Raw genomic sequence first — 240 nt, forward strand, 5'->3', positions numbered from 1 at the left:
TCCGTATCCAATGCCGAAGATATCAGCCATTGTGAAGCTAAATTTAAAGAACACCACCTCAAATATATGACGATAGGGCAGCAGTATACACAGGGGAGTTTAACCACCCGGTGGAGTCTTACAGGAGAAAATAAGAATCATGAAGCATTAATGAAAAGTCTGATCAGTGATCCGAAAATAACAGCTTATCAGTTTTAAAATGAACAAAAAAATAAAGGCCTGAGCCTTTATTTTTTCTTG

Annotated in this window: 1 protein-coding gene; it reads left to right on the plus strand. The window is 37.1% G+C overall.

Annotated features, from left to right (window positions below):
* The coding region (locus tag SB659_RS20420; RefSeq protein WP_410551754.1) for a hypothetical protein at positions 1 to 198 on the plus strand (198 nt) is incomplete at its 5' end.
* Positions 199 to 240: the final 42 nt, after the last annotated feature.

This window comes from Arthrobacter sp. SIMBA_036 (genome assembly GCF_046535135.1).
GTDB lineage: Bacteria > Actinomycetota > Actinomycetes > Actinomycetales > Micrococcaceae > Arthrobacter.